This is a genomic window from Pseudomonas sp. P135 (assembly GCF_020312125.1).
GTDB classification, from domain to species: Bacteria; Pseudomonadota; Gammaproteobacteria; order Pseudomonadales; family Pseudomonadaceae; genus Aquipseudomonas; species Aquipseudomonas fragariae.
Genome location: NZ_JAGPYR010000005.1, coordinates 129,511 through 150,318, shown reverse-complemented (window position 1 = coordinate 150,318; position 20,808 = coordinate 129,511). Strand labels below are relative to the sequence as shown.

Genomic DNA, 20,808 nt, shown 5'->3' with positions numbered 1-20,808 from the left:
TCACCATGCCTGACCGAGGCGCTTGAGCTCCAGACGGCGGACGAACTCTTCCAGCACCAGGCTGTACAGATCATCCTGCAGATAAGCGTCTTCGATGCCGGCATCCAGGTTCGGGTTGTCGTTGACCTCGATCACCACCACTTGATCGCCTGACTGTTTCAAGTCCACGCCATACAAGCCGTCACCAATCAGGTTGGCGGTCTTGAGCGCCAGCTCGACCACGGCGCGCGGCGCTTCGTGCACCGCCAGCGTGCGGCATTCGCCAATCACCTCGGCGCCGATCGCCTTGTGGTTGTAGATCTGCCAATGCCCCTTGGACATGAAGTACTGGCAGGCGAATATCGGTTTGCGATTGAGAATGCCGATCCGCCAGTCGTACTCGGTGTAGAAAAACTCCTGAGCCAGCAGCAATACCGAGTGCTCGAACAACTGCGTCGTCGCCGTGTGCATTTCCTCGGGTGTACTGACCTTGATCACACCTCTGGAAAAGCAGCCGTCAGGGATCTTCAATACCAGCGGGAAGCCCAGACGCGTGGCCACGTGCTGCAGTTCTTCCGGGCGGTCCTTGTAGAGAATTTCCGTTCGCGGCATGCCCAGATCGTGGCTTTTGAGCAGGTCGGTCAAATACACCTTGTTGGTGCAGCGCAGGATCGAGGTGGAGTCATCCATGACCACCAGCCCCTCGCTTTCGGCTTTCTTGGCAAAGCGATAGGTGTGGTTGTCGACGCTGGTGGTTTCGCGAATCAGCAGCGCGTCGTACTCGGCCAGCCGGGCGTAGTCTTTCTTTTCGATCAGTTCGACATCGATGCCCAGGCGCTGACCGACGCGGATGAAATTGGCCAGCGCCTCAGGGTTGGAAGGCGGCAGTTGTTCCTGCGGGTCATGCAGAATCGCCAGGTCGTAGCGGGCCATGCGCCGCGAACTGGGCTGGCGCCAGACGTTGCGGCTGAAGCCTTCCAGCGCCGTGGCGAACTCATCCTGCTGATCCTCGCGCAGACGCGGCAGAGCACCGGCCTTGATACCGGCAATATGCCAATTGTCGCGCTTGCGAAACTCCACCATCAGGATCGGGCAGGGGAAGACTTCAAACAACTGACGGGCAAGATCCTTCAACGGATCAAGTGTCGTCTGGCCGAAGTACAGTGTCAGGGTAAAGCCTTCGGTGTCGTCATAGGGATGATCCTCAAGTGCGGTTTCCAGCAACTTGTCCAGGTCATCGAGGGCCAGGCCGTAGAGTGACTTGCGGGTCAACTCGCTGATGGTCTTTACCGAGGGAATGACATTGTGCTGACGCGCTTCGGCGAGCAGGGAACAGTAATAACCGTGGCCCAGGTATTTGTAGCTGCGGCACAGGTTGATGACTTGCACACGCCTGCCTGCCGTGGCTTTCAGCGGTTTTTCCAGGTAGTCCTGGGCGCTGATCAAGTCTTCGCTGGGGAAGTACGATGCCCAGTCTTCGAGCCGTTCGACAATAATCACCAGTTGCCTCTGCGCTGCAAAGAGTGTTGCGGGGTCTGCACGTCGGGCTGTTGCTGAAAGCGCAAGTTGCGCAGATACTTCGTTCATCTTCACCTGTGCCGCTGACATGTGTAATCGATCCGATGGGAAACAAGTCCTTTCTATTAAGCATGTGCTTTTTGAAATGTCCCGTTTCGTTACACAACTTTTACGGCGGTGCAGATGGACTTTATATTTCGAGATGCAGTTGAAACCGATGTCGATGACTTGCTGCTTCTGGAGAACCAGTGTTTTGACGGCGACCGTCTGACCGCGCGCAGCTTTCACTGGATGATCCGCCGCGCCAATGCCAGCCTGATCGTCGCCGAGCAGGCCGGACAGCTCACCGGCTATGCGCTGGTGCTGTTTCATCGGGGCACCTCGCTGGGGCGCTTGTATTCGCTGGCGATTGCCGATGCAGCGCGGGGCAAGGGCCTGGGCAGGCAGTTGTTGCAACGTGCCGAGCAACAGGCCGTGGGCCGCGACTGCGCTTACCTGCGCCTTGAGGTGCGCCCCGATAACGGCGCTGCCATCGGGCTTTACGAGCGCAGCGGTTATCGGCGTTTCGCTCAGGTCGATGACTATTACCAGGACCATGCCCCGGCCTTGCGCTACGAGAAGCGCATCGTTGAACACGCCCGGCTGGACAGTCGCTCAGTGCCTTACTACCAGCAGACCCTGGAGTTCACCTGTGGCCCGGCCTGTCTGCTGATGGCCATGAAAGCCCTGCAACCTGCGCGCTCGATGGGCCGTGGCGAAGAATTGCAGATCTGGCGCGAGGCGACCACCGTGTTCATGACCTCCGGCCATGGCGGTTGCAGCCCTCAGGGGCTTGCGCTGGCGGCTCTGCAACGGGGCTTTGCGGTGAAGCTGCTGGTGTCGGTCTCGGGCCCGTTGTTTCTGGGCGGCGTGCGCAGTGACAACAAGAAACAGGTGATTCGCCTGGTTCACGAGCAGTTCTGTGAGGCGCTGCAAACCGCCGGGGTGCACACACTGCCCAATCGCTCGCTGAACCTGCCAGGCCTGCTGGCCGATGGCGGCAAGCCGCTGGTGCTGATCAGCAGTTACCGCCTGACCCGTTCCAAGGCACCGCACTGGGTGATGGTCACCGATTGCGACAGCGATTTCGTCTACCTGCACGATCCCGATATCGATCACAGCCTGCATCGGCAGGCCATCGACTGCCAGCATATGCCGGTAAGCCATGCCGACTTCAACCGCATGAGTTGTTTCGGTGCCGATAAACTTCGGGCCGCAGTGATTGTGTTTGCCGCGCCTGTGGATGATCATGCGTGCGCTTCAGCAGACCGGCCACAGGACTCTCTACCGTGATTAAGTTCGTGCTCAAGGCTTTTTGCGTACTGGCCATCGCTGCGAGCCTGTCGGCCTGCATCAGCGCGCCGATCCCGCTGGCCGCGAAAACCGCCGCGCAGCTGCAGCAACAGCCTCCGGTGCGCTTTCTGCTGACCTTCGACGATGGCCCGAGCGCCTCGACGTTCTACAACCCCAGCATCACCGTGCTCGACAGCCTGGCGGACAATCCGCTGCAGCCGGGCATCAAGGCGGTGTTCTTCGTGCAGACCGGCGCAACCGGTGCGGGTAACAGTGATCAGGGTTGGGCGATCATGCGCCGTCAGCATGATGAAGGGCACCTGCTGGGCTTTCACACCGCCACGCCGCACCACACCAACCACCGTTCGCTGAGCGATGAGGAACTGGAGCAATCCCTGACCCAGGGCTGCGCGATCATTGCGTCGATCACGGGCGTGCCGACTACCTTGCTGCGTCCGCCGTTCTGGAACTACGACAAACGCACCTTCAGCGCCTATCAGCGCCACCATCTGCAGGTGCTGCTCACTGACCTGAGTGCCAATGACGGCAAGATCTGGGGCTATAACTTCAGCCTGCGCCGCCGTTCCAATATGGTCAGCCAGCTCTCGCGGGTGCGCGAGCGCATTGCCGCCGGCGAGCTGCCTGCGGTGGATGGCGTGATTCCGGTGGTGGTGACCTTCCATGACCTGAACCGCTACACCGCGCGGCATGCGCGGGAGTACTTGCAGATACTGGTCGACAGTGCCGGGCAGACCGGCGTGCGGCTCGCCGACAAACCGTTCTATGACGACAGCGGGCAGTTGCAGCGCGCGGCACTGGCCCGGACGGTCAAGGAGGCGGGCGAGCCTGTCAGCTTGCCCGGCGTCTGGAACTGGATCTGGGACCACAACGCCCACTGACGACACGCACTGACCAGGCGTCAGACCAGGGTGTTCTTGCGCACATGACCGCCCTGAACAATCATCGCCAGGTGTTCGCCCTGACCGACCAGGCAACTGATATCGCTCAGCGGGTCGCCATCCACCACCAGCAGATCAGCGATCGCACCGGCGGCGATGCAGCCCAGTTCGCCTTCGCGCTGAAGGATCTGCGCCGCGACACTTGTGGCACTGCGCAGCGCTGCCAGATTACCCAGCAGTTCTGCGCGAATCTTCAATTCATGAGTCTGGTACTCGTGCATTTCGCCCAGCAAATCCGAGCCATAGCCCATCGGTACGCCCGCTTCGGCGAACAGCAGCAGGGCATTGCGCCCGGCCTGGCGCACATCCTCGATCTTGGCGACCGAGTCAGCCGGCAGCCCAAAGCGTTCGCCATATTCGGCGAGCATTTCGTAAGTGACTTGAGTCGGCACCGCAAATGCGCCTTTTTCAGCCATGAGCCGCGCGGTGTCGGCATCGACCAGATTGCCATGTTCGATGGTTCTGACGCCGCATTCGATGGCGCGGCGAATCGCCCGAGCGGTGTAGGCATGCGCCATGACGTAGGTGTTCGCGGCGGCGGCCTCGTCGACGATGGCGCGGATTTCAGCTTCGCTGTATTGGGTGTTGGCAATCGGGTCGGTCGGCGAAGAAACACCGCCCGAGGCCATGATCTTGATCTGGTTGGCGCCTTGCTGCAGCTCTTCGCGCACCGCCAGGCGCACGTTGTCGACACCATCCACCACGCGGGCGATGGCCCCGGCGCGGAAGCAGCAGGAGCAGGGCTCGTTGAGCAGCAGTTCGCCGCGTGCGCGCATGTCGCCATGCCCGCCGGTCTGTGACAGTGCCTTGCCCGATGCGAAGATGCGCGGGCCGGGAATCAGCCCCATTTGAATCGAACGGGCCAGTGCCCAGTCAGCGCCCCCGGCATCGCGCACGGTGGTAAAACCACGGTCGAGCATCGCCGCCAGAATCGGCAAGGCGCGGTACATGATGATTGCGTTGGGTTGCAGGGCGTTCATGCCCAGGTTGGCGTTGGAAGCCAGCACATGCACATGGCAGTCGATCAGGCCGGGCATCAGTGTTCTGCCACCCAGATCGATGACCTGAGCGCCTGCCGGGGCCGGCTGACCCTCGGCACGCACCGCGACAATGCGCTCACCCTCGATCACGACCTCCTGGCCCGAAATCAGTTGTCCTTGTTGCACGTCCAGCAGGCGGCCGTTGCGCAGGATCAGGCGTGTGGGTTCAGTGTTACTCATGGGTAAGCTCCAGACAGGGGTTGATGGGCCGCAGGCGCACGGTCGCGATAAAGCAGTGCGCCAATACCGCTGACGAGGGCGGCGAACATGATGTAAAAGGCTGGCGCCAGGTTGCTGCCGGTCGAGGCAATCAGCCAGGTGATGGTGAAGGTGGCAAAGCCGCCGAAGAGGGTGACGGCGAAGTTGTAGGCCACCGAAAGCCCGGTGGACAGCACGTGGGTGGGCAGCAATTCACCGAAGGCTGCGAGGATCGAGCCGATGTAAGCGGAAATCAGCAGGCCGAGCACCAGCTCGAAGATCAACAGTGAAAACAGCCCTGGCATCTGGTTGATGAACAGAAACATCGGGTAGGCGCTGAGGAAGATGGCAATGGCCGAGCCCAGCAGCCAGGGGCGATGCCCGCTGCGGTCGGCCAGGGCGCCGACAATCGGCGTGGCGACGATCAGCACCGCGCCGCCCATCATGCCCGCGCTGAAGCCCATCCATGACGGCAGACCAAGCACGCGCTGGGCGTAGGACGGGATGTAAAACAGGATCGCATAGGTACAGACGGTCCACAGCACGACCAGCGAAAAGCTGATCAGGGTCTGTCGCGGGTAAGTCTTGATTACTTCGCGCAGCGGCGATTCGACCGGTTTGGCAGCCTTGTAGGCAGGTGTCTCGTCAACCCGGCTGCGAATATAGAAGCCGACCGGCCCGATCAGCGTGCCAATCAGAAACGGCACCCTCCAGCCCCAGCTTTCGAGCTGTGCCTGGGTCAGGTAACTGGACAGCACCGCGCCCAGCGCGGAACCCAGCAGCACCGCGACGCCGATGCTGGCCTGAATCCAGCTGGAGTAGAAGGCTTTCCTGCCCTCAGGCGCATGCTCGGTCAGAAACGCCGTGGCGCTGCCCATCTCGCCACCGGCAGAGAAGCCTTGCAGCAGGCGCGCCAGGACAATCAGCAGCGGCGCCAGATAGCCGATCTGCGCGAAGCCGGGTGTCAGCCCGATGATCAGCGTACCCAGCGCCATCAGCAGGATGGTCAGCGACAATGCCGCCTTGCGTCCGCGCTTGTCGCTATAGATGCCCAGCACAATGCCGCCCACCGGACGCATGAAAAAGCCGACCCCGAAGGTCGCCAGCGCCAGCAGGTAAGACGTCAGTTCGCTGCCGGTGGGGAAGAACACCTTGGCGATGATCACCGAGAAGAAGCTGTAGACCGTGAAGTCAAACCATTCAAGGCCATTGCCGATCACCGTGGCGACTACCGCGCGGCGTGCCTTTTGTTCATGGGGGCGTGAAGCAGAGGATTGTAATGTGCTCACCGGATAAGCTCCTGCATGCGATACACGCAGGGAAGCCCCCTGCATCGGCTGCATTGATTGAGGGGCAGGGTGGTTGTGAGTGCGGCTGAGTCAGGTCTTTTTGCCCGTTTCAGTCGAGAGTAGGCGCTGGGCGGATTTTAAGAAAACGCTTATTACGCAGATTTGCATGCGCCAGACGCATGCAGGTTTCAGGGCGCTGAAGCCAGTGTGGCGATTTCGCCCGCCAGCCATTTCTCGAAGGCGCGTGCGGCACGCCGAGGCGTCTTGCCGCTGGGTGTCAGCAGGTAGTAGCCACCTACCGCGCCGACGCTCTTGCGGCAGGCGGGCACCAGCGCGCCGGACTGTACGTGGCGGTCGATCATTGGCTGCCAGCCGAGCACGATGCCGTGCCCGGCGACCGCCAGATCGACCAGCACCGGATACAGATTGACGGTCATGCGCTTACGGATCAGCGAGGCATCGACACCCTGGCGGCCGAACCAGTCACCCCATGACAACCATTGACGCTGGCCGTCTTCGAGCATCAGCAGGCAATGATCCAGCAACTGCACGGGCTCCAGCAGACGTCCGTCCAGATAGTCGGGCGAGCAGTAGGCATTGACCGATTCGGCGAACAGCAAACGGCTGTCGAGACCCGCCGGTGAGACTTCGCGGAGAAAATACAGCGCCAGATCGAATTCGGCGCGAATCAGCGAATCCAGCCCGTCGACCACGCGCAGGCGGATATCCACGGCCGGGAAGGCATCGCGATAACGTCCCAGCAAAGGCCCCAGCCACAAGGCCGCCACGCCACTGGAGCAGGCCAGGGTCAGCTGCTGATCGCCGCTGTGAGTGATCACCTGAGCGGTGGCCTCGGCGCACAACGTCAATACGCGCTGGATCTGCTCGGCGTAAATCTGCCCGGCGACCGTCAGATGAATGCGCTTGTGCTCGCGACGAAACAGCGCGCGGCCGAGAAATTCCTCCAGTTGCGCGACCTGACGGCTGATCGCGCTCTGGGTCAGGTTCAGTTCGCTGGCGGCACGCGTGAAGCTGCCATGCCGGACGGCAGCTTCGAAAGCGATCAGGTTCTGCAGCGGCGGAAGAGGCTCGATACGCACAGTGGCTCCTGTTGCGGGCAGGTTTTACAAAGTGTCGGGAAACGGCGTCGACAGCAGCCAGTCCCTGAACACGCACAGCGATGGCAGGTTCTGAAAACGCGTGGCGTAGGCCAGGTAATAATTGCGTCCGCTGTCCAGGGGCTCGAACAGGGTGACCAGTTCGCCACTGTGGATTTCGTCCTGCACCAGAATGCGCGGGACCAGCGCGACACCAATGCCGGCCGCGACGGCCTGGATCAGGTGCGAGGTCAGTTCGAAGCTCGGACCGGGGCGCATGATGTGATGGTCCAGCCGATTACTGTCGAACCAGCCCGACCAGGCATTGGGCCGCGACACCACGCTTAGCAACGCATGCTGGGCAACCTGCGCCGGGGTCATCGTCTTGTAGCCGGCAAGGGCAGCCGGGCTGGCAATCACCACCAGTTTTTCACTGACCAGCGGATGCGCGATGTAACCGGGCCAGTTGCCGTTGCCGGCACAGATGATCGCGTTCATTTCGCTGGCGGCGGGCGTCAGGTCGGCATGCACGATGCGTGAGTGGATATGCACCACATAGCCCGGATGCCGGGTGTAAAAGTCATTCATGCGTGGCAGCAGCCACTTCGAGCCGAAGGTCGGCAGCACGGCCAGATGCAGCGTGCCGCCTTCGGCCTTGTGCGCGATGGTTTGCAGGGTCGCACTGCGGATGCGGCCCAGCGCGGCAGCCAGCTCATGCTGATACAGCGCGCCTGCGGTAGTCAGCTCGATGCGTCTGCCGTCGCGCTTGAACAGCTCGACTTCCAGTTGTGCCTCCAGCGCCTGCACCTGCCGGCTGACGGCGCTCTGGGTCAGGGCCAGTTCGTCTGCGGCCTTGGTGAAGCTGCCATGCCGGGCGGCCGCCTCGAAGGCGAGCAGCAGCGACATGGAGGGCGTCAGTCTTCGGGTGTTCATTCATAAAACTCATGGAAAAACGGCAGGTTTTACGTTTGCACTGAAGCATGACAGGCAGGAGAATCACGCTAACCGTTGATAACGCCATGCATTCGAGCGTTTCGAAGCATACGTGCTTTGCATATAAAACGCCTAGCGAGGAAGACCACCATGATTGCGCTGCTGAAACCGACCTCTGAGCAGATCGGTCACTATGACCGTTTCCTCAATGCCCTGGCGGAGGCCGGCTTTCGTGGCGAAATAGCCCGTGACCACGGTTCGCGCACCGTACTGGCCACTGACAACTCCATCTACCAGCGCCTGCCACAGGCTGCCGTGTTCCCGATGGACAGCCATGACGTCGCAATCGTCGCCCGGCTGGCGGCGCGGCCCGAGCACCAACAGGTGGTGTTGACCCCGCGTGGTGGCGGCACCGGGACCAACGGGCAATCACTGACCGACGGGGTGGTGGTCGACCTGTCGCGACACATGAACGCTATTCTCGAGATCAACGTCGAGGAACGTTGGGTGCGCGTGCAGACCGGTGTGGTCAAGGACCAGCTCAATGCCGCGCTCAAGCCGCACGGGCTGTTTTTCGCGCCGGAACTGTCGACTTCCAACCGTGCCACGATTGGCGGCATGATCAACACCGATGCCAGCGGGCAGGGCAGTTGCACCTACGGCAAGACCCGTGATCACGTCCTTGAGCTATCGACCGTGTTGCTGGGCGGTTCGTACGTCAACAGCCATGCACTGAATGTCGAACAACTGGCCAGCGAGCAGGCACGCGTCGACCGCGCCGGCGACGTTTATCGTTGCGCGCAGCAGATTGCCGATACGCAGGCACAATTGATCAAGGATGTTTTCCCACCGCTTAACCGCTGTCTGACCGGTTACGACCTGGCGCACCTGCGCGAGGAAGACGGGCGTTTCAACCTCAACAGCGTGCTCTGCGGCTCTGAAGGCTCGCTGGGTTTTATCGTCGAGGCCCGACTCAACGTCCTGCCGATCCCCAAACATTCGATTCTGGTCAACGTTCGCTATGCCGGTTTCATGGACGCCCTGCGGGACGCCAAGGCCTTGATGGCGCACAAGCCGCTGTCCATCGAGACCGTGGACTCCAAGGTGCTGATGCTGGCCATGCAGGATATCGTCTGGCATGGCGTGGCCGAGTATTTCCCCCAGGACCCTGCAACGCCGACGCTGGGCATCAACCTGATCGAATTCAGCGGCGATGAGTTGAGTGAAGTGGAGCAGCGCGTTCATGCGTTCGTTGCGCACTTGCAGACTGACACGTCGGTGCTGCGTCTCGGCCACACGCTGGCGGCTGGCAGTGCGGCAGTGAATCGCGTCTACACCATGCGCAAGCGCTCGGTGGGGCTGCTCGGCAACGTCAAGGGTGAAGCCAGGCCGCAGCCGTTTGTCGAAGACACTGCCGTGCCGCCGGAAAATCTTGCCGATTACATTCAGGAGTTCCGTGCGCTGCTGGACAGCCACGGCCTGCAATACGGCATGTTCGGCCATGTGGATGCCGGCGTGCTGCACGTGCGGCCGATTCTGGACATGAAGGACCCCGCGCAGGCTGCGCTGATTCGGCCGATTTCCGACGCAGTCGCGGCGCTGACCAAGCGTTATGGCGGGCTGCTGTGGGGTGAGCATGGCAAGGGTCTGCGTTCGCAATACGTGCCTGAATATTTCGGCGAGTTGTATCCCGCGTTGCAGGCCCTCAAGGCCGCCTGCGACCCGTTCAACCAGCTTAACCCCGGCAAGATCGCCACGCCTGCCACAGTGCCCGACGCGCGCCTGACGCTGGTGGATGAAGTGACGTTGCGTGGCGATCTGGATCGTACGATCGATGAACGGGTCTGGCAAAGCTACGACAGCGCGTTGCACTGCAATGGCAATGGCGCCTGTTACAACTATGACACCGACGACGCCATGTGCCCGTCATGGAAAGCCACCCGTGACCGCATTCACTCACCCAAGGGCCGCGCTTCGCTGGTCAGGGAATGGCTGCGTCTGCAAGGCGAGCAGGACGTCAATGTCCTCACCGCCAGCGCCAGGGCGCGCAGTGCCAATGTGCTGAAAAGCCTTGCCGAGCGAACCGTCAACAGTGTCGCCAGGGTGGCGGGGCAGAAGGATTTCTCCCACGAAGTCTACGACGCCATGGCCGGTTGCCTGGCCTGCAAGTCCTGTGCGGGACAGTGCCCGGTGAAAGTCAATGTGCCCGAGTTCCGTTCGCGCTTTCTCGAGCTGTACCACAGCCGCTACCTGCGCCCGATCAAGGATTATCTGATTGGCTCGCTGGAGTTCAGCATTCCGCACCTGGCGCGCTTTCCGAAGCTGTACAACGCGATCATGGGCGCAAGGCCGGTGCGTTACCTGCTCGAACATGTGGCCGGCATGGTCGACAGCCCGTTATTGAGCCTGACCGACTTCCGTGCGGCTTGTGCTCGCTGGAATGTGGGCATCGCCACGCCGCAGCGTCTGGCCGCATCGAGCGAGGAGGAGCGCAAGCGCACGGTGGTGCTGGTTCAGGATGCATTCACCCGATACTTCGAAACCCCGCTGGCGGCAGACTGGCTGGAGCTGATTTCACGTCTCGGTTATCAGGTCTACCTCGCACCGTTTGCGCCCAATGGCAAGCCGCTGCAGGTGCAGGGTTTTCTGCAGGCGTTCGAGAAAGCTGCCGGTTTCAACAGTCAGTCGCTGGGCAAGCTGGCCGGGTACGGCATCCCGCTGATCGGTCTGGACCCGGCCATGACCCTGGTTTACCGCCAGGAGTACAGCAAGACGCTGGGCAGCGAGAATGTGCCCGAGGTCATGCTGCCGCAGGAATGGCTGGCGTCCACAGTCGAGGAAGGTGGTGATGGCGCGTCGGCAGAAACGTACTACTTCCTGCCGCATTGCACTGAAAAGACCAACGAGCCCGCCAGCGTCGGCCTCTGGCAGAAAGCCTTTGCCCGCGCCGGGCTCAAGCTGGAGGTGCTGGCCAGTGGTTGCTGCGGCATGTCCGGCACCTATGGGCATGAAACCCGAAACGCGAAAACCAGCGATACCATCTACCGTCAGTCCTGGCAGCCACTGGTGGCGCGGCACGGCGGTGAAGGTCGACTGGTCGCCGATGGCTACTCATGCCGCAGCCAGGTCAAGCGCCAGGATGGCAAGGTGGTGCAGCATCCATTACAGGTACTGCTGGAACGGGTGAGGGCGCTATAAGAGAGGACGCAGAGCGTCCAGAACGGCATGCCCACGCGGAGCGTCGCACGATAGTGGCATTTTCCAGCGTGGGAATGCCTTGCGTGACGCTCAGCGTCACCGATCTGCGTCGCGCCGTTCGGTCAGAACTTAAACCAGGTACTTGTTGAACCACCCCAATGTACGATCCCAGGCCAGTTTGGCCGCTGCTTCGTCGTAGCGTGGGGTGGAATCGTTGTGGAAACCATGATTGGCGCCCGGATAAATGTACGTTTCGTACGTCTTGCCCGCCGCTTTCAAGGCTTTTTCATAGGCTGGCCAGCCTTCGTTGATGCGGGTATCCAGTTCGCCGTAGTGAATCATCACCGGCGCCTTGATCTTCACCACGTCTTCGGCGTTGGGCTGACGCCCATAGAACGACACCGCAGCACCCAGTTCCGGATACGCGACCGCAGCAGCATTGGCCACACCGCCGCCGTAGCAGAAACCGGTGATGCCGACCTTGCCGGTGCTGGCGTCATGCTTCATCAGCCACTCGATGGCGGCAAAGAAGTCGTTCATGAGCTTTTCCGGGTTGACTGTCTGCTGCAGCTCACGGCCCTTGTCATCGTTGCCTGGATAGCCGCCGACCGATGACAGCCCGTCAGGTGCCAGCGCAATGAAACCGGCTTTGGCAACGCGGCGCGCCACGTCTTCGATGTACGGGTTCAAGCCGCGATTCTCATGTGCGACAACCACTGCCGGTACTTTCCCGGTAGCTTTGGCCGGGCGTACCAGATAGCCGCGAACCTGACCGTGCCCGTTGGGCGAAGGGTAGGAAACATACTCGGCAATAATGTCCGGGTCGGTGAATTCCACCTGTTCGGCCAGCGCGTAGTTGGGGCTCAGCGAGGCAAGCAGCGCGCTGGCGGTCATGCCGCCAAAAGTGAACAGCGCTGCTCGGTCGAGAAACTCGCGCCGATTGATCCTGCCGTGCGCGTAGTAGTCATAGAGCTCAAGCAGTTCAGGAGCAAAGTCTTTTGCAGTGAGACGTTCCATCGGTACGCTTCCTTCCGAATCATTCAGGGCTGCCTGCGTCTGGGCGGGCTGACGAGCAATACGTGATCGACACAAGGTCCGCTCCCGATAGTATTTGCGGAGCATCAGGATCGCTACTGTAAAACGACGAAAAACCGCCATCCGCTGCCCGTGGGTGCAAACTCACTGCGTAATGCCAGATGCTGCCGACACGGCCGGCGGAATATGAAAAAGTCAGCCACGGGATTGCACTACCCGGGCTCAATGATGTCCATTTGAATCCTTCCGGCATTCACTGGGTTCGGGCGCTGCAGACAAACATATTATCCAGTCGCTGTATAAAGCGGCGTCGGTTCAGGCCGACAATACGTCATGATCTCAACCCTACGCCGAGGGTCATATTCCACCTGCATTTCGAGATAACGTGATGATGAGCCTTCCGACGGAAGACCGCACCCAGCTGTTCAAGGACACGGCTATCCAGTTCTGGAAACACATCACCCCGATCGTTTATGTCGCTCTGGGCATTCACTGTGTGTTGCTGACAGTGTTTCTGGGGCTGGGCATGAAGATCATGTGGATGGCGAACATCGTCAGCACGCTGATTTACGTCAACTGCATCTACCTGATCCGCAGGGGGCGGCATCGACAAGCCGGACAACTGATGTGCCTGGAGATCATCGGCCATGCCGTGCTCGCGACATGGCAACTGGGCTGGGAAAGCAACTTCAGTTTTTACATATTTTGCGTGATTCCGGTCATTGCCTTCACGTTTCAACTCAACGTCATCAGACGCATTGCCTACAGCGTGGCGATTCTGCTGTCGCTGGTGGGCTGCTTCGTTTTTCGCCGATACACGGGGCAGGGAACCGGTCTGAGCCAGAACGTGCTGGATGCGTTCGGTATCGTCAACGTACTCACAGCCACCACTCTGTCGATTTACGCCACTGCACTGTCGGTACGTTTCACCTCGTCGATGCAACTGAGCCTGTTTCATATCGCCAACCGCGACAGCCTGACCAATCTCTACACGCGCAGACGAGTGCTGCATCGCATACGCGAACTGGAAGCCAGGCGGCAGGGGCTGTCGGCTTCGTTGATCCTGCTCGACATCGATCATTTCAAACAGATCAATGATATCCATGGGCATGAAACCGGCGATGTGGTTCTGCAACGGGTGGCCGAGATCATCGGTTCAAGCGTACGCAGCAGCGATATGGCGGCACGCTGGGGCGGCGAGGAATTTCTGGTGCTCATGCCGGACACTACGCCCGAAGATGCGCTGCGCGCGGCCGAACGTATCTGGCGGCGTATCGCCGAAGAGGCCGGGCGGATCAATGAGCGCATCATCGCCGTCAGCGCTACAGTCGCGGTGGCGACCATCGCCACGGGCGAGGCGTTCCAGCTGGCCCTCAATCGTGCCGACACGTCGCTGTACATGGGCAAACAGCAGGGCCGAAACCGGGTAATGATCGCCGGATGAGGTGCTTGCTCACGCCAGGCGCTACCAGCGTGTAGACTTTCGCGCTTTGAACCGGGGAGCACTGTGTCGTGCTTCCTCATCGGCGATGTATCGATCAAGGCATGCTTATGGATTTGCGTCAGCTCGAAGCCTTCGCGGCGGTCATGTCGGCAGGCAGTGTCACGGCGGCAGGGAAAATGCTCGGCCGGTCTCAACCCTCGGTCACCCGGGCCATTCAGGAACTTGAGCAGGAGCTGGGCTTTGCGTTGTTCGAACGCAGCGGGCCTAAGGTCACGCCTACCCACAAGGCGTTCATGATGTATGGCGAGGTGGAGAGTGCGCTGCTGGGTGTGCGCAACATCCGCCAGCGTGCGCAGCACATTGCCCAGGAGGAGAACCACCAGATCAAGCTGGTGGCGATCTCGGCCCTGGCGGCCGGCCTGCTGCCCACAGCCTTGTCGCGGCTGCCCGAGCACCTGCGCCCGCAACAGATTCAGTTGCAGAGCATGTCTCCGGAGAACGTGGTTCAGGCCGTCCTGTCGAAAACCATGGACCTGGGAGCGGTCAGCCTGCCGCTGGAGCATCGTGGTCTGCAAATCCACTGGATCGGCGAGGCGCCTTGTGTGGCGGTATTGCCCGCCGATTCGGCGCTGGCCGCTCATGGGGTGCTGTCGATGGAGCTGCTGCGTCAGCAGACGCTGATCACCATGGCCAACCCTTATCGCTTTCGTCGACGCATCGACAAGGCGTTTCAGGAGGCGGGTGGTCAGCCGCCGCGCATGCTGGACACCAATACGTCGCTGATTGCCATGCAGATGGCCAGGGTCGGGCTGGGCATTGCGCTGGTCGATCCGTTCACGGCCATGGGCGTGCCGGTGCAAGGCGTGGTCGTCAGACCGATCGCCTGCAACATTCCGTTTTTCTTCGGGCTGATTTCAGCCTTCGCCAGCCCGTTGTCGGATGTGGCGCGCGCGCTGATCGATGAGATTGCCGACAGCGCAAAAATTCTCTTGCCGGAAATGATCATGCACGAAGCCAGCGCGCACGATGCCCTGTTACAGAGCATTTATGCCGAGTGAGTGGGCCATCCAGACAGCATTCAGGCCCGGGTGCTGGTAACGCTTGTCGTAGCGCAAGACTGAAAATCGACGCAGCGCGTCCGTGAATATCCTTCGTAACCCTTCGTTACACAACACGCAAAACTCCCTTAAATTCTATTTTGGAATATAAATATGCTTTTTTGCGCGTTGCTAGAATAAAAAACGGCTTTTACTATTCGAATTAAGCATTCAATGGCTTTAAGAATTCATTTATCACACTATTGGAATGATTCTTGAAGTGCTTTGAATCAAGGCTCGGGCTTGTGGCCCGATCATTTTTTCGAGTACCGATCAATGTCCGATGTGAATGCACCCGCTGGCCTGGCTGCTCTGGAAGCTCGTTTGCAGCAGGATCTGGCCTGGCTGGATCTGCCCGCCAAACCCTGGGTCAAGCCAAGGATCAGCGCAGGGCAGGCCGTGCTCGACGTGGCGATCATCGGCGGAGGCATGGCCGGTCTTGCCCTGTCCGCAGAGCTGCGCAATCTAGGTGTAGCGGCGGTCATTTTCGATCAGTCACCAGCGGGTTTCGAAGGCCCCTGGGCCACCACGGCGAGGATGGAGACCCTGCGTTCGCCAAAGCAGTTGACCGGACCGGCGCTGGGCTTGCCAGCGCTGACGTTTCGCGCCTGGTACGAAGCGCAATTCGGCGTCGACGGCTGGCCGTTGCTGGACAAGATTCCACGTTTGCAATGGGCCGAGTATCTGCGCTGGTATCGCAAGGTGCTGGCACTGGACGTACGCAATGAGCACCGCATTAGCCGGGTAGCGCCCAGAGCGGACGGTCTGATTGAACTGGACGTCGTCACGCCGGTACAGACGCGATTTCTGCTGGCCCGCCATGTGGTGCTCGCCACGGGGCGTGACGGTCTTGGCGGCCCTTGGGTGCCGGACTTTGCCCGGCAGTTGCCGGAGCATTTGTGGACGCATTCGGCGGCGGGTTTGCAGGACAGCTGGTTCGCCGGCAAACGCGTTGCGGTCATCGGCGGTGGCGCCTCGGCGATGGATAGCGCCGCCACGGCGCTGGAGGCTGGTGCGACGCGGGTCGATCTGCTGATCCGGCGCGCCGAGCTGCCGCGCATCAACAAAGGCAAAGGCGTCGGTAATCCCGGCATGGTGCATGGCTACTGGCGCCTGCCGGACATCTGGAAATGGCGCATTCGCCATTACCTCAATACCCAGCAAGTGCCACCACCGCGCGGCAGTACGCTCAGAGTGTCCGCTTCCGGCAAGGCGCGGTTCATGCTCGACAGCCCGGTGCTTTCCGTCGAACAGAGCGCTGCCGGGGGCGTCTGGCTGAATACGCCGAAGGCGCGTATCGAGGCGGATTTCGTGGTATTTGCCACCGGGTTTCGCACCGACTTCCGGCAGCGTCCGGAGTTTGCGCCATTCTCTGCGCAGATCCGTGTCTGGCAGGATCGCTTCGACGCACCGAGTGGCGAAACCGATGCGGAACTGGCTGTGCTGCCGGATCTAGGCAACTGCTTTGAATTTCAGGAAAAGACCGCAGGCGCCTGCCCGGGGCTGAACCACATTCACTGCTTCAGTTATCCGGCCGCGTTGAGCTATGGCGCGGTGTCCGGGGACATTCCTGCCATCAGCGAGGGTTCCAAACGTCTGGCGCATGCCCTGGTCGGGCAGTTGTTCAACGAGGACATCGACCTGCATTTCGACACCATGCTCGATTACGCCGAGCCAGAGCTGCTGGGCGATGAGTGGGTGGTCAGCCAGCCAGACGCCGCAGAGCTGCGCCAATGATCGGCTGGGCGCTGCGTCGGTTGATTCAATCGTTGCTGGTCATCCTGTTGATGACGCTGGTGGTGTTCGTCGGCCTCAATGCCATCGGCAACCCGATGGACATTCTGGTCGGTGAAGACCTCAATCAGGCCGAGCGTCTGCAGGCCATCGCGCATTTGGGCCTGGACCAGCCGCTGTGGCAGCAGTACCTGATTTTTCTCAAGGGCGCGATTCACGGCAATCTGGGGCAAAGCTTCGTGTATCACGAGGATGCCATGCGCCTGATTCTGCAGCGCTTGCCCGCAACCTTCGAACTGGCGTTCAGTGCCCTGTTTCTGGCGGTGGTCATCGGTGTGCCGCTGGGCATGTTTGCCGGCATGTACCCCGAGCATCCGCTGTCCCGGCTGATGATGGCCGCCAGCATTGTCGGCTTTTCGCTGCCAGCCTTCTGGGTGGCATTGATGATGATCATGCTGTTCTCCATCACCCTGGGCTGGCTGCCGGCCAGCGGCCGCGGCGAAACCCGTGAGTGGCTGGGTGTGCAATGGTCATGGCTGACGCTGGACGGTTTGCAGCACCTGTTATTACCAGCGCTGAACCTGGCGTTGTTCAAGATTTCCCTGGTGCTGCGCCTGACCCGTGCGGGCGTGCGCGAAGTGCTGCCCCAAGAATTCGTCAAATTCGCCCGGGCCAAGGGCCTGTCACCGATGCGCGTGATGTGCATGCACGTCATGCGCAACACCATGATTCCGGTGGTGACGGTGCTGGCCATGGAACTGGGCTCGACCATCGCCTATGCCGTGGTGACTGAAAGCATTTTCGCTTGGCCGGGTGCTGGCAAGCTGATTCTCGACAGCATCAACATGCTTGATCGCCCTGTGGTGGTCGCTTACCTGATGGTGGTCGTGGTGATTTTCGTGGTGCTCAACCTGATCGTCGACGGCTTGTATTACCTGCTGGACCCACGCGTACGCATCGAGGCATCGCGATGAATGTCATTGAAAAAGCCCCGATCGGCAGCACGCTGCTGCAGGCCCAATCGCCCTGGCGACGAGTGCTGACCGAGTTCTTCAGCTCGCCCACGGCGGTGATGGGCCTGGTAGTCCTGCTGATCATTGTGCTGGTTGCAGCCCTGGCGCCGTGGATTGTGGTGCAGAACCCCTACGACCTGATGCAGCTCAACGTCATGGATGCGCGCATGCCGCCTGGCAGCCTCAATGGGGACAGCGGTTACACCTATTGGCTGGGCACTGACGGGCAGGGCCGCGATCTGGTCTCGGCGATTATCTACGGGCTGCGCATCAGCCTGTGGGTCGGCATTGGCTCGGCGTTGATTGCGGCAGTGCTCGGTACGCTGCTCGGGCTGGTGTCTGCGTATGTAGGCGGCTGGCTCGATGCTTTGCTGATGCGTCTGGTCGACCTGCTGCTGTCGTTTCCGGTGATTCTCATGGCGCTGATGATTCTTGCCTGGCTGGGCAAGGGTGTCGGCAACGTGATGCTGACCCTGATCTTGCTCGAATGGGCTTATTACGCCCGCACAGCGCGCGGTCAGGCGCTTACCGAAAGCCGCCGTGAATACGTTGATGCAGCGCGCGGGCAGGGCGTTGGTCCGCTGCGCATTGTGATCGGCCACATTCTGCCCAACTGCCTGCCGCCGCTGATCGTGATCGGCGCCTTGCAGATTGCCCGCGCCATCACACTGGAAGCGACCCTGTCGTTTCTTGGCCTGGGCGTGCCGGTCACCGAGCCGTCGCTGGGGCTGCTGATTGCCAACGGCTTTCAATACATGCTCAGCAATGAATACTGGATCAGTCTGTTTCCGGGCCTGGCGCTGTTGATCACGATCGTTGCAATCAATCTGGTCGGTGACCGTTTGCGCGATGTCCTGAACCCGAGGTTACAGCGATGAGCGTGCCTGAAATGTCGTCTGTGCCTGACGCAGTCCAACAGCCGACCCTGGAGGTGCGCAACCTGTGCACTTCGTTTCATACCCGCGCCGGGGTGTTGCCAGCGGTGCGCGATGTGTCACTGCGCGTAGAGCCGGGACGCATTCTCGGCCTGGTGGGTGAGTCCGGTTCGGGCAAGTCGGTCACCGGCTTTTCGATCCTCGGCCTGGTCGATGAACCCGGACGCATCAGCGGCGGCCAGGTGCTGTTCAAGGGGCGCGATCTGACCAGGCTGTCTGCCTCACAACTGCGTGGCATTCAGGGCAACCGGGTAGCGATGATCTTTCAGGACCCGATGATGACCCTCAATCCGGTGCTGCGGGTCGACACGCAAATGATCGAAGCCGTACGTGCCCACAGCCCGCTGAGCAGGCGCGAGGCCCGCGAACACGCCAGCCGCACGCTGGCGCTGATGGGCATCGCCAGCCCGGAAGAACGTCTGCGCGCCTATCCGCATCAGTTGTCCGGCGGCATGCGCCAGCGGGTGGCGATCGCCATCGCGCTGCTGCATGCACCGGACCTGATCATCGCCGATGAGCCGACCACGGCGCTGGACGTGACCATTCAGGCGCAGATTCTCAGTGAAGTGCAGAAGCTGGTGCGCGAGCAGGGCACTTCGCTGATCTGGATCACCCATGATCTTTCCGTGATCGCCGGGCTGGCTGACGATGTGGCGGTGATGTACGCCGGGCGCATCGTCGAGCAGGGTCCGGTCGCCGATGTACTGGATCGTCCGCAGCACCCCTACACACAAGGGCTGATCGACAGCCTGCCAAGTCGCAACCAGCGCGGCCAGCGCCTGCGGCAGATCCCGGGCATGGCGCCCGACCTGCTGTCGATGCCGGTCGGTTGTGCTTTCGCAGCGCGCTGCCCCAGAGCCTCGCAGGTCTGTGCGCAGGAGCCGCAACCCCACCAGGCGCGACCGGGCCAGACGGTTCGCTGTTTTCACCCAGGAGCGGCCGATGCCCAGTGATCAGATTCCCCTCATCGAGCTGCATCAGGTCAGCAAGACCTTCGGCAAACCCGTGGATGAGCGCTCCCTGCAGGGGCTCCTGCAACGGCTGCACCTTACGCGCCCGAAACCGCTGACCCATGCCGTGGATCGTGTCGATCTGCGCATTGCGCGCGGTGAAGTGGTCGGGCTGGTGGGCGAGTCGGGTTGTGGCAAATCGACCCTGGGGCGCATGGTTGCCGGGCTGCTGCCGGTATCCTCGGGCACCACATCGGTAGACGGCAAACCGCTGGAGAGCCTGACCCCGCAGGAGCGCAAGGCGCTGCGCCTGAAAGTGCAGATGATTTTTCAGGACCCTTCGTCAAGCCTCAACCCGCGTCTGCGTGTCGACCGGATCGTCGGCGAAGGTGCGCTGTTGCACGGCCTGACCGACCGCAAGGGCGCAGATGATTACGTCAGTGCGCAATTACAGCGTGCCGGGCTCAGCCCGCAATTGCGCCAGCGCTATCCGCATCAGTTCAGCGGTGGCCAGCGCCAGCGCATCGGGATTGCCCGGGCGCTGGCGGTGCAGCCGGAACTGCTGGTGTGCGACGAGTCGGTGGCGGCGCTGGACGTGTCGATTCAGGCGCAGATCCTCAATCTGTTCATGGACCTGCGCGACGAGCTGGGCCTGACCTATCTGTTTATCAGCCATGACCTGGGCGTCGTCGAGCACCTCTGCGATCGGGTCATCGTGATGTACCTGGGTCGTGTGGTCGAGACGGCATCGGTCGATGACTTGTTCGCGCGGGCCAATCACCCGTACACCCAGGCTTTGCTGGCGCAGATCCCGCGCTTCGATATTCGCAGTACCCGTTATGACGCGATCCAAGGGGAAATCCCCAGCCCGCTTGACCCGCCTGCCGGGTGTCATTTCCACCCTCGCTGCCCGCACGCCATGGCGCGCTGTCGCGAGGAAGTTCCAGCGCTGCGGGAGGTTTCGCCGAATCACCAGAGCGCCTGTCACCTGAATGACCAACGCTGAACGGGCACCTGAAGCCCGTTACCCTCTGCCATTGCGTACAAGGAACCACCC

General features: G+C 61.3%; 16 protein-coding genes. 10 read left to right on the top strand and 6 right to left on the bottom strand.

What is annotated here, in order from left to right:
* On the bottom strand, nucleotides 1-1,587 hold the full coding sequence (locus KBY08_RS09535; RefSeq protein ID WP_058398606.1) for a RimK family protein: 1,587 nt from the start codon (nucleotides 1,585-1,587) through the stop codon (nucleotides 1-3).
* A gap of 93 nt (nucleotides 1,588-1,680) precedes the next feature.
* Between KBY08_RS09535 and KBY08_RS09530 the strand changes: the two genes are divergently transcribed.
* Nucleotides 1,681-2,829, top strand: coding sequence for a GNAT family N-acetyltransferase/peptidase C39 family protein (locus KBY08_RS09530; RefSeq protein WP_058398607.1), 1,149 nt, complete (start codon nucleotides 1,681-1,683; stop codon nucleotides 2,827-2,829).
* Complete coding sequence (locus KBY08_RS09525) at nucleotides 2,826-3,728, top strand: polysaccharide deacetylase family protein (protein ID WP_225651122.1); 903 nt, start codon at nucleotides 2,826-2,828, stop codon at nucleotides 3,726-3,728. Before KBY08_RS09530 ends, KBY08_RS09525 begins: the two co-directional genes overlap by 4 nt.
* A gap of 20 nt (nucleotides 3,729-3,748) precedes the next feature.
* Here the strand turns inward: KBY08_RS09525 and KBY08_RS09520 are convergent, their stop codons facing one another.
* The 4 genes from KBY08_RS09520 to KBY08_RS09505 form a co-directional block, all read right to left on the bottom strand.
* On the bottom strand, nucleotides 3,749-5,008 hold the full coding sequence (locus tag KBY08_RS09520; protein ID WP_060406181.1) for a metal-dependent hydrolase family protein: 1,260 nt from the start codon (nucleotides 5,006-5,008) through the stop codon (nucleotides 3,749-3,751).
* Complete coding sequence (locus KBY08_RS09515) at nucleotides 5,005-6,315, bottom strand: MFS transporter (RefSeq protein ID WP_058398609.1); 1,311 nt, start codon at nucleotides 6,313-6,315, stop codon at nucleotides 5,005-5,007. Before KBY08_RS09515 ends, KBY08_RS09520 begins: the two co-directional genes overlap by 4 nt.
* Before the next feature lie 188 nt (nucleotides 6,316-6,503).
* Nucleotides 6,504-7,415, bottom strand: a complete 912-nt coding sequence (locus KBY08_RS09510; RefSeq protein ID WP_024641126.1) for a LysR substrate-binding domain-containing protein — start codon at nucleotides 7,413-7,415, stop codon at nucleotides 6,504-6,506.
* Nucleotides 7,416-7,439: 24 nt separating this feature from the next.
* Nucleotides 7,440-8,345 (bottom strand): LysR substrate-binding domain-containing protein, encoded by a 906-nt coding sequence (locus KBY08_RS09505; protein WP_111522184.1) that lies wholly within the window; start codon nucleotides 8,343-8,345, stop codon nucleotides 7,440-7,442.
* A 150-nt stretch (nucleotides 8,346-8,495) separates the two neighbouring features.
* Here KBY08_RS09505 and KBY08_RS09500 point away from each other — a divergent pair, with 150 nt between their 5' ends.
* Nucleotides 8,496-11,543 (top strand): FAD-binding and (Fe-S)-binding domain-containing protein, encoded by a 3,048-nt coding sequence (locus tag KBY08_RS09500; RefSeq protein ID WP_024641124.1) that lies wholly within the window; start codon nucleotides 8,496-8,498, stop codon nucleotides 11,541-11,543.
* A 129-nt stretch (nucleotides 11,544-11,672) separates the two neighbouring features.
* Here the strand turns inward: KBY08_RS09500 and yghX are convergent, their stop codons facing one another.
* Nucleotides 11,673-12,560 carry a YghX family hydrolase gene (gene yghX / locus KBY08_RS09495; protein WP_003402674.1) on the bottom strand — a complete coding sequence of 296 codons (888 nt, stop codon included), beginning with the start codon at nucleotides 12,558-12,560 and terminating at the stop codon, nucleotides 11,673-11,675.
* A gap of 406 nt (nucleotides 12,561-12,966) precedes the next feature.
* On the opposite strand from yghX, the gene KBY08_RS09490 reads away from it, so the two are divergent.
* The 7 genes from KBY08_RS09490 (at nucleotide 12,967) to KBY08_RS09460 (ending at nucleotide 20,757) form a co-directional block, all read left to right on the top strand.
* Nucleotides 12,967-14,022: a GGDEF domain-containing protein gene (locus KBY08_RS09490; protein ID WP_024638749.1), complete on the top strand. Its 1,056-nt coding sequence runs from the start codon at nucleotides 12,967-12,969 to the stop codon at nucleotides 14,020-14,022.
* 107 nt (nucleotides 14,023-14,129) lie between these two features.
* Nucleotides 14,130-15,080: a LysR family transcriptional regulator gene (locus KBY08_RS09485; protein ID WP_111522183.1), complete on the top strand. Its 951-nt coding sequence runs from the start codon at nucleotides 14,130-14,132 to the stop codon at nucleotides 15,078-15,080.
* A 315-nt stretch (nucleotides 15,081-15,395) separates the two neighbouring features.
* Nucleotides 15,396-16,856, top strand: coding sequence for an NAD(P)-binding domain-containing protein (locus KBY08_RS09480; protein WP_111522198.1), 1,461 nt, complete (start codon nucleotides 15,396-15,398; stop codon nucleotides 16,854-16,856).
* Nucleotides 16,853-17,827 carry an ABC transporter permease gene (locus KBY08_RS09475; protein WP_111522182.1) on the top strand — a complete coding sequence of 325 codons (975 nt, stop codon included), beginning with the start codon at nucleotides 16,853-16,855 and terminating at the stop codon, nucleotides 17,825-17,827. The genes KBY08_RS09480 and KBY08_RS09475 overlap by 4 nt, the downstream gene beginning before the upstream one ends.
* Nucleotides 17,824-18,744, top strand: a complete 921-nt coding sequence (locus tag KBY08_RS09470; protein ID WP_111522181.1) for an ABC transporter permease — start codon at nucleotides 17,824-17,826, stop codon at nucleotides 18,742-18,744. The genes KBY08_RS09475 and KBY08_RS09470 overlap by 4 nt, the downstream gene beginning before the upstream one ends.
* Nucleotides 18,741-19,754, top strand: coding sequence for an ABC transporter ATP-binding protein (locus KBY08_RS09465; RefSeq protein ID WP_011267759.1), 1,014 nt, complete (start codon nucleotides 18,741-18,743; stop codon nucleotides 19,752-19,754). The genes KBY08_RS09470 and KBY08_RS09465 overlap by 4 nt, the downstream gene beginning before the upstream one ends.
* The gene (locus KBY08_RS09460) at nucleotides 19,744-20,757 is read left to right on the top strand and encodes an ABC transporter ATP-binding protein (RefSeq protein WP_011267760.1); all 1,014 of its coding nucleotides are present in this window, start codon (nucleotides 19,744-19,746) and stop codon (nucleotides 20,755-20,757) included. The genes KBY08_RS09465 and KBY08_RS09460 overlap by 11 nt, the downstream gene beginning before the upstream one ends.
* Nucleotides 20,758-20,808: the final 51 nt, after the last annotated feature.